Consider the following 8245-nt stretch of genomic DNA (forward strand, 5'->3'; position numbering starts at 1 on the left):
CAACGCAGTGAACTCCGGCGCTTCGCGCCTCCGGGCCGAGGATGCGTTTCCCTCCCCGGCTGAAGCCGGGGATACCCACGCAAGATCAGGGATGGATACACCTCGGACCGACACGTGATCATGTTCAACGCGTGGAGGCCCGGTCACCGCCGCACCTGGCGGCGCCTCGTGGAGTCGCTGGCCCAGCGCTAACGTCGGCGGCCCGCTGCCAGTCCGTGAGACCGGGCAGCGGGCCGTGCGGGCGGCCGTCAGGCACGAGACCACCTTCAGCGGTGCAGAGCACCTGTTTGGTGAGGTGACCCGCCGCAGGCCCAGGGGGAGCGCTGCGGCGGGCCAAAGACGGCCGCCCTTCGGATAGGTGGCCGTCTGTACCCAGTGCCGGCCCTTTCGCCGTCGCCAGCACTGGGGGTCTACCAGCTGGTCTTGCTGTACGGGTGCCGGTGCCTACCGCCGGGGCCGAAGGGCTCGGTGCAGTGGACGCGCTTGCCCGTGTGCTCGGCCCAGCAGTAGCCGGAAGTGCGGCCTTGGGCGCGGGGCAGGGTGGACTTGCTCACGGAGTGTCTCCTGTTCGTGAGGATGTGGGGAGCCGGGGACGGGCCGGGCAGCGACGCCCGCATTCGTAGACCTCGACGCTCAGGTCGTAGGCGCCGCTGGAACCCTGCGCGCGGCCGGCGGACCGGGCCGCGTGGGTGAGCCGCTTGCCGCACCAGCAGCAGTCCCAGCCCGAGTACTGGGCGCGGGTCAGATCGGCGACCCGGGGCGGTTTCCGTTTCCACGAGGTCATCGGTCGGCGAGCGGGACCAGGCCGTGCGTGATCTGGCAGGGATGGCACGCGAACTTCTGGCGGCCAGTCCCTGGGCCGGACCCCGTCTCGTCGATCTGGATCAGGCGGACGTCTCGCGTGACCCCTTGATGCCAGGCGCAGTAGGCGTAGGCCGTCGGGGTGGTCGTGGTGCCCGCGGTCTGCGTAGGCTCGGCCATGTCGACCTGCTCTCTCAGGTTGGCCACGCCCGGGGCCGTTCGCGCGGCCGCCGGGGTTCGTTGTGTCTCCCGACGCTAGAAGTGAGGTGTGCGCCACAGCGAGCGATGTACAGGAATGTTCACGGCAAGCGTCCGATCCAGCCTGATGGCCGTTTCGCCCCCTTGACCCTCTACCCCGTCCGGCTGATGGTGGTGAACATCCGTGCACACCCCAAGCGCTGGAGGCGGGAAACTACGGTTCGTCGGCATCGACCCCAACACGGGCGACGACAAGAGTCCGACCGTGTGGGTCGACGAGGAGAAGCAGGAGCTCGTCTTCCAGGGCTGGAAGCCAGGCCCCGAACTCGAAGCGGAATGCGCCGCGTTCGAGCTGCCGGGGCACGCGAGGGGCGTCCCGGACGACGAGGCAGTGATCCGTATCCCCGCCGGGATGGTGCACATGATCAGGGAATGGTGCACATGATCAGGGAGGCGTGCGATGTCCTCGAACGTGCCGACGTTCACTGAGCTGATCGCCGGTTGCACGCGCTCGGCTATCCACCTGGAGATGCGCGACAGCTACGCCGTGGACGATGAGGCGGAAGGCTTCGAGGCATGGCGCAATGGCTTCCGCCACGACCCTGCGGACCGCGCGTCCTGGTGGCGGCCGTGGCTGGACCTGATCCAGGAGACCACCTCTCGTGGCGTTGCCGTCCGACGCGCCCGGATCGTGTCCGAACCGGTCACCGAGTACATCCGCTTCGAGCACTCCGGCACATTCACGAACGTCGCCGCAGGCGAACACGTGCGATGGCTGCCCCGCCGACGTGCCTCGGACATCGCCTTGCCGGGCAACGACTTCTGGCTGTTCGACGACCGCTTGATCCGCTGGAACCACTTCACTGGCGACGGCGCGTGGGTCGGTGAGGAATTCTCCGAAGATCCGGCCGCTGCGAAACTGTGCGCCGATGCATTCGAATCGGTGTGGGAGCGAGCGATCCCGCACGAGGACTACAAGATCAGCTAGTGCGGAAGGCGTACAGGTCAGCTCATGCCCATCTCCCCGTCGTCATCGGCCCAGGCTGCGCGCGAGCGGGTCGCGCAGCGTCTGCGTGAACTCCGCGCGGACGCGGGTCTCACCGGGACTGAGCTGGCCTCTCGCTGCGGCTGGACGCATCCGAAGACCTCCCGCATCGAGAACGCGCGCACGCCCCCTACCCCCGAAGACATTCGCCTCTGGTGCGGTGCCTGCGGCGCCCCCGACCAAGCCCCGGACATCCTGGCCCAGTCCCGTGATGCCGAGTCGCAGTACGTCGAGTGGAAGCGCAAGGTCCGCGCTGGACTCAAGCGGCTGCAGGACAGCTACGTACAGCTCTATCGGTCGACCGAGCTGTTCCGCGTGTATTCCTCCACCATCGTTCCCGGGTTCCTGCAGACCGAGGGCTACGCAGCCGCCGTGCTCCGCATGTCTGCCCGCTTCCACGAGCTCCCCGTCGACGACAGCGCAGAGGCAGCGAGGGCCCGCGTCGAGCGCTCGCGCATCATCCACGAACCAGGGCACCGCTTTGTGCTGCTGATCGAGGAATCCGTGCTCCGCTACCAAATCGGGGATGCGGACGCGATGGCCGGCCAGCTCGGCTACCTGCTCACCGCGGGGTCGCTGCCAGCGGTCTCGCTCGGCATCATCCCCATGGCGACGCGCGAGCGGGCGCAGTGGCCGGAGGAGACCTTCCACGTGTACGACGACACCCTCGCCAGTGTCGAGCTGGTGTCTGCACGCGTGAAGCTCACGCAGCCTTCCGAAGTAGCGCTCTACCTCAAGACGTTCGAGCAGCTACGCGGCATGGCCGTCTACGGTGCCGACGCACGGGCCCTGGTCGTGAAGGCCATCGACGCGCTGCGCTGACAGAGTGCGGTGACCTGCCCCACCTCTCAGGTACCCGACTTGAGACTCTAGAAGAACCCAAGTTTCTTCGGACTGTATGAACAGAGAACGTTCTTCGTCTGCTGGTGGTACACGGTCTATGTGGTTACTGACCAGGGAGGGCCCGTTCTGTCAGGGACGGGGCACTCCCCGGCAGCAGGAAGTCAGACTCGGTCGGCGGCGATGAGGAGGTACTGGAAGGACCCGTCCTTGTAGGAGTTGATGAACGCGTCCTCAATTCCCGTGACCAGCGAAGACGTTGCCCGCAGCTCCCAGTAGGGCAGAGTGGCGGGGGTGAGGTCGACGACGGCCTGCGGCACGAGGCGATTGTCGGCCATTGCACGCAGGTACTCCCGGCGCGAGTGGATGTTGCATTCGAAGTGCGCGTTGATCTGGGAGACCCACTTCGAAGGCTGGCCGTACCGCGGGTTCCAGCAGCCGGTGATGGTCACGTAGCGACCGCCGACCTCGAGGATGCGGGAGTGTTCCGCGAAGAGGTCCTGCAGGTCGACGTACATGCTCGACTCGTTGTTCCACGAGGCCGCGGCCTGCCCGGTCTCGAAGGGCATGGAGAGCATGTTGCAGACGCGGGCGCGTACGTGGTCCTGGATGCGGAGTTCGTGGGCACGCCGGTTGGCGAAGTCGGCCTGCTTGGCCGACAGCGTGACACCTTCGACCTTGCATCCGAAGCGTTGGTGCGCCATCACCATCGACCCGCCGCGCCCGCAGCCGGCGTCCACCAGGGTGTCGTCAAGCCCGATGTCGCCGAGGTTCCCCAGGAGGAAATCGGCCTGCGCCGACTCCAGTCGGTGAAGCTCGGCGATCAGCTGCTTCTCGCTCTCGCTGTCCTCGGCGTCGCCGAGTGAGGAGTGGTCGACTTCACCGATGCCGTAGTGGTGGTGGTAGAGACCGTCGACATCGCCGAGACGCAGGTTCACGGGCCTGGCCTCCCCGTCCCAGTAGCGGGCGATGTCTCCCTGGTAAGGAGTCGCCGGGCCGGGGATGAGCAGAGGGGGGTCGGTGGCGGTGAGTTCGGTGCTGGTCGTGCTGGTCACAGATGAGTCCATTCTTCCTACCAGAAGTCGGGCAGGCTGTAGCGATAGGTGTTGGTCTGGTGCCAGTGGTGGTTTCCGTCGACCCAGTCGGCCACGCCTCGCAGGAAGCGCTGCACGGTTGGGACGGGGCAATCGACGGCCAGGGCCGCGGCGTTGCTCTCGAAGTCGTGCATGAGGTCGTTGTGGACCTCGACCGACTTCAGATAGGCGTCCCGGTCGGACAGGCCCTCACGTTCGGCGATCACGACGGGCAGGTTCAGGTGCCGCCCGGGAGCGTCGAGTTCCTTGGTGTACGAGTACAGGTCGTTCACGATGGTCGTCGCGTTCCCCGCGAGCGCGATGACCTTCTGCATGGCGGTCTGGGCATGGAGGTCCGACGGCAGCTCGTAGCCGCCGATGGTGTCGGTGATGGTCGGGCAGGGGCGGAAGTTGTTGAACTGGCGCATCGCCAGGTACTCCCACACCTCGGGTAGGTGGTCCATCTGCGCCCAGGCGGCTTCGGCGAGGTACCCCAGGTGAAGCCGGGCCATGTCGTGCCGGAATCGGTCGGTCTGGGAGGGGCTGGCTGCTTGGCCGAAGTAGTTCATGGCGGAGCGGTAGGCGCGCCGAGGCGCGTCCGCATGGAGCGACTTCGACCATTGCGCCCGGTACTCCTGCGTCGTGTAGACGGGGTCGAGTGCGGTGTGCGCCAGCAGAAGGCGTTCGCCGAGGCCGACGGGCGAGCCCCCGTGGTCCTCGCAGTAGCAGTCGTCGACCGCGTTCTCGGCCACCATCAGGCGTGTGGCGATCATCAGGTGGTCGATGCTGGGTGCGTCCGGATGGCAGCCGACCATGTAGCGCCCCACGGAGAAGCCGTCGAACTGCTCCTCCCAGTCCTCGGGATACAGGGAGACCTCGTCCAGTGCCCAGGACTTGATCCTTCGGCTGACCTCTTCGACCCGCACCGGGTCGGGCTCGGCCACCTGGTGGTAGTAGAGGCCTGGGATCGACCTGCCTTCCGCCGTGGCTGCCGACGGCTCCGAAGGCGTCGGCAGATGCTCCCACGGGATCAGGCGCAGGCCCGCCGTGCCCAGGCCGCTGGGGCCGCGCAGGATCCGTTCCAGGTCGGGGATCGGTGTCGGCACCACGGCTGTCGGGGCATCGGGGGGCGGCGGTGCGGGCACGGAAACCGCAGGCGGTGCGGGCACGGACGGCGCACAGTGTGGGCCGCCGGTGACAGTCTTGATATCGCAGGCACGGGCCGCGGCTTCAGCGAGGACGTGCGCCCCGAAGTGAGCAGCGGCCGTCGGCAGGCTCGACTGCGGAGGTGTCGGCTCAGGCGCGGGCATCGATGGCTCCTTCGTGGGGTGGGCGGCTGTCCCGGGGCCTTTCAGGTGTGCGCGACCGACCGGGATGGTCCGGGGTGTCGCACCGTGGCGTGCAGGCCGAGCCCGCTACCTGGGCCAGCGGGCGATCTGTACGTTCTCCAGCACGCCGACCGCGTCCGGCACGAGGATGGCGGCGGAGTAATAGGTGCTGACGAGGTAGGAGGTGATTGCCTGCTCGTTGAGGCCCATGAACCGGACTGACAGACCCGGTTCGTACTCGTCCGGCAGACCCGTCTGATGAAGACCGATGACACCCTGGTTGTCTTCGCCGGTACGCATGCAGAGGATCGAGCTGGTCTTCTCCTTCGTGATGGGGACCTTGTTGCAGGGAAGGATCGGAACCCCGCGCCAGGCCGGGACCTGCTGACCACCGAGGTCGACGTGGTCCGGATAGAGCCCGCGGGCGTTGAACTCACGCCCGATCGCCGCAATGGTCTTCGGGTGCGCGAGGAAGAACTTAGACCCGCGACGGCGGCAGAGCAGCTCGTCAAGGTCGTCCGGGGTCGGCGGGCCGGAATGCGTCTGGATGCGCTGCTTGAAGTCGGCGCTGTGGAGCAGGCCGAACTCCTTGTTGTTGACCAGTTCGTGCTCCTGGCGCTCGCGCAACGCCTCGATGGTGAGCCTGAGTTGCTCCTTGGTCTGGTTCATCGGCTTGTTGTAGAGGTCGGCGACCCTCGTATGGATCCGCAGAATGGTCTGCGCGACCGAGAGTTCGTACTCCCGCGGATTCAGTTCGTAGTCGACGAACGCGCCGGGCAGCTCATGCTCGCCGGTGTGGCCGGCCGACATCGCGATCTCCGCCTCGCCGCGATGGTTCTGCCGTTGGCGGGGAAGCGACGTGAACTCTTCGATGTGGTCCCGCAGGCCCGGCGCCGTGGACAGCACGGCCTCGAAGTCGGCGCGAGACAGGGTGAGTAGGGTGCCCGAGGTCTCGGCGGTGGCGGTGTGCTCCCAAGGGGCGTTCCCGTCCAGCAGGGCGTTGTCCCCGAATCGGTCGCCATCGGCAAGTACGTTCAGGGCGACCTCGTCGCCGTACTCGCCGACGGAGGTCTGGCTGATGCGACCGTGGGCGATCAGGTGGAGCTGATCCGCGGGCGCACCGCGTTCCACCAGCGTCTCGCCGGCCCGGAAGTCGCGTTGGACGCACCGATCGGCGAGGGCAGTGAGTACCTCCACGTCGTCGAAGCCGCGCAGCAGGGCCAGTTCACCGAGCTCACGGGGGATCACCCGGACGTCGGCGCCGTCCTGGACGAACGCCACGCGCCCGTCGCCGACGGTGTAGGTCAGGCGACGGTTCACCCGGTAGACCCCGCCCTTGGTCTCCACCCAGGGGAGCATCCGCAGCAGCCAGCGAGAGGTGATCTCCTGCATCTGCGGGGCGGACTTGGTGGTGGTGGCGAGGTTGCGGGCGGCCGCCGTGCCCAGGCTGGATTGCCGGGGTGGTTCCAGTCGCGCCTCCGGGCTCGAGTCAACAGTCATCGGGCGAGCTCTCCTTGTTCAGGGCGGTGATGGCACGTATGTAGGCGTCATCGGGCAACAGGGGGAAACGGGGTATATGGAGGGGAATCAGTCCAGATCCAGGTGAACACTAATGGCCGCTTCGCCCCGTGGACCAAGGAAAGTGGGCGACATTAACTCGATGCGATGATCGCGCCCGCGCAATGTTTGCCCGGGTACCGACGGGATTCAGCCCCGATTGGGCGGCTCATCCCGACGAGCGGCCGGTCGGCTTCCACAGTGGGGGACCGGTGAGTCGAGGGGCCGCGGAAGTGCCATATACCCAAAGCCGTCTTGGGCGATCGGGCCAGTCGGGGGCGCCGCCCGCTGCCGCCACCGTCCGCAGGTGTCGCGCCCGGCACCTCGCATCACGGCATCGGAAACGCGGCAGGACTCAGCCGGGGCAATGGTGCGGCTTGGGCGACGCTTCGATTTGCGCTGCCGTGTGCTTCTGTCCGCTCCCCTGACGTTCTTGAGGACTCATAGAGGTGCCCGTCCTGGAACACGACCCGGTGCAGTCGGACACCGGGGTGCACCCCCACGTTCGTGGTGCGCGGCGGCGCCGCTCACGCACACGTGAGCCAGGAACTCGCCGGCGCGTCCGCCGTAGAAGGCCCCGGGCACCAAGTCGTACACCTTGATCACCCCGTCGACCAGGCCCAGCGCCGCAAGCGCCGCAGCACCTCGACGGCGTCGGGGAGCCGGTCCCAGGTGAAGCTGGGGCGAATCGTCCGCTGGGTCTCGGGGCGGGCAACAGGCGGACCGCGGCGGCGGTGACCACGCCCAAGTCGGACTGGGTGAACGGGTGGAGCAGAGAGGGGCCAAGGCCGAACCGGTACACGGCCGTAGCCCGGCGTAGACGGGCACCTGGTTGTGGTCGGCGTCGAAGATGACGACGTAGTCGCCGTACCGGTCCAGCACCATGTCGTTCAGGACTGGGATCAGCGCGGTGCCCAGGACCTCGAGGCAGTGGACGGTGAGCCGGGCGGCCTCGCCGGGCGCCTGGGGTTGGACCAGGCTGCCGCTGACACGGACAAGGTCGCCGGGCTGTATGTCGGTCAGCAACGCGTGGGTGATCTGGGGGGCTCCGCTGGTACAGGAGACGACCGTGTCAGGGGTCTCGGTGACGGCGGTGTCCGCGTCGGCGGCGCGGACGATCAGGTCGAACGTCGCGGTGCCGCGCGGGCCGGGGGCGGGGATGGCGTCGACCCAGCCATCGACGGCGACGTGGATGGTGTCCATCAGCTGACCTCCGCCAGGGTCTCGGTGGGGCGAGGGGTGCGGGTGGTGCGCTGCGCGAGGTCCAGGAGCTCGCGGTTGAGGTGTTGTTGGTTGGTGGTGACCGGTTCGGTCCAGGGCTTGTAGTGGCTGGACCACATGGGGCTGGCGGGCTGGGCCGGGTCGGGGGCCGGCGGGCGGGCCTCGCTGTGGCGGGCGCGTTC

General features: G+C 67.7%; 10 protein-coding genes. 3 read left to right on the plus strand and 7 right to left on the minus strand.

What is annotated here, in order from left to right; genetic code table 11:
* Positions 1-410 precede the first annotated feature (410 nt).
* Both ACFVWD_RS56410 and ACFVWD_RS56415 read right to left on the minus strand, forming a co-directional pair.
* A complete protein-coding gene (locus ACFVWD_RS56410) occupies positions 411-554 on the minus strand; it encodes a hypothetical protein (RefSeq protein WP_389606814.1) in 144 nt (47 codons plus the stop codon).
* Between the two features lie 226 nt (positions 555-780).
* Positions 781-1008, minus strand: coding sequence for a hypothetical protein (locus tag ACFVWD_RS56415; RefSeq protein WP_389606816.1), 228 nt, complete (start codon positions 1006-1008; stop codon positions 781-783).
* 175 nt (positions 1009-1183) lie between these two features.
* Here ACFVWD_RS56415 and ACFVWD_RS56420 point away from each other — a divergent pair, with 175 nt between their 5' ends.
* Genes ACFVWD_RS56420 through ACFVWD_RS56430 form a run of 3 tightly spaced genes read left to right on the plus strand, consistent with a single transcriptional unit; the run spans position 1184 to position 2866 of the window.
* On the plus strand, positions 1184-1444 hold the full coding sequence (locus ACFVWD_RS56420; RefSeq protein WP_389606817.1) for a hypothetical protein: 261 nt from the start codon (positions 1184-1186) through the stop codon (positions 1442-1444).
* Positions 1445-1459: 15 nt separating this feature from the next.
* Positions 1460-1987 carry a DUF6879 family protein gene (locus tag ACFVWD_RS56425; protein WP_389606819.1) on the plus strand — a complete coding sequence of 176 codons (528 nt, stop codon included), beginning with the start codon at positions 1460-1462 and terminating at the stop codon, positions 1985-1987.
* A gap of 24 nt (positions 1988-2011) precedes the next feature.
* Positions 2012-2866, plus strand: coding sequence for a helix-turn-helix domain-containing protein (locus ACFVWD_RS56430; RefSeq protein WP_389606821.1), 855 nt, complete (start codon positions 2012-2014; stop codon positions 2864-2866).
* 182 nt (positions 2867-3048) lie between these two features.
* Here the strand turns inward: ACFVWD_RS56430 and ACFVWD_RS56435 are convergent, their stop codons facing one another.
* The 5 genes from ACFVWD_RS56435 to ACFVWD_RS56455 all read right to left on the minus strand — a co-directional run.
* Entirely contained in the window at positions 3049-3951 is a 903-nt protein-coding gene (locus ACFVWD_RS56435; protein ID WP_389606823.1) for a geranyl diphosphate 2-C-methyltransferase, read from the minus strand.
* A 5-nt stretch (positions 3952-3956) separates the two neighbouring features.
* Positions 3957-5267 (minus strand): family 2 encapsulin nanocompartment cargo protein terpene cyclase, encoded by a 1311-nt coding sequence (locus ACFVWD_RS56440; RefSeq protein ID WP_389606824.1) that lies wholly within the window; start codon positions 5265-5267, stop codon positions 3957-3959.
* A 105-nt stretch (positions 5268-5372) separates the two neighbouring features.
* Complete coding sequence (locus ACFVWD_RS56445) at positions 5373-6785, minus strand: family 2B encapsulin nanocompartment shell protein (protein WP_389606826.1); 1413 nt, start codon at positions 6783-6785, stop codon at positions 5373-5375.
* 498 nt (positions 6786-7283) lie between these two features.
* Positions 7284-8045, minus strand: a complete 762-nt coding sequence (locus tag ACFVWD_RS56450; protein WP_389606828.1) for a hypothetical protein — start codon at positions 8043-8045, stop codon at positions 7284-7286.
* Positions 8045-8245: hypothetical protein (locus ACFVWD_RS56455; RefSeq protein ID WP_389606829.1), on the minus strand; the 201-nt coding region annotated here is incomplete at its 5' end. The genes ACFVWD_RS56455 and ACFVWD_RS56450, both read right to left, overlap by 1 nt.

Source organism: Streptomyces sp. NPDC058086 (assembly GCF_042885015.1).
In the GTDB taxonomy this organism is placed as follows: Bacteria; Actinomycetota; Actinomycetes; order Streptomycetales; family Streptomycetaceae; genus Streptomyces.

Coding starts and splice junctions, on each gene's coding strand:
- ACFVWD_RS56435 (WP_389606823.1), bottom strand. CDS start 3,951: ATGGACTCATCTGTGACCAGCACGACCAGCACCGAACTCACCGCCACC.
- ACFVWD_RS56440 (WP_389606824.1), bottom strand. CDS start 5,267: ATGCCCGCGCCTGAGCCGACACCTCCGCAGTCGAGCCTGCCGACGGCC.
- ACFVWD_RS56430 (WP_389606821.1), top strand. CDS start 2,012: ATGCCCATCTCCCCGTCGTCATCGGCCCAGGCTGCGCGCGAGCGGGTC.
- ACFVWD_RS56425 (WP_389606819.1), top strand. CDS start 1,460: ATGTCCTCGAACGTGCCGACGTTCACTGAGCTGATCGCCGGTTGCACG.
- ACFVWD_RS56445 (WP_389606826.1), bottom strand. CDS start 6,785: ATGACTGTTGACTCGAGCCCGGAGGCGCGACTGGAACCACCCCGGCAA.
- ACFVWD_RS56450 (WP_389606828.1), bottom strand. CDS start 8,045: ATGGACACCATCCACGTCGCCGTCGATGGCTGGGTCGACGCCATCCCC.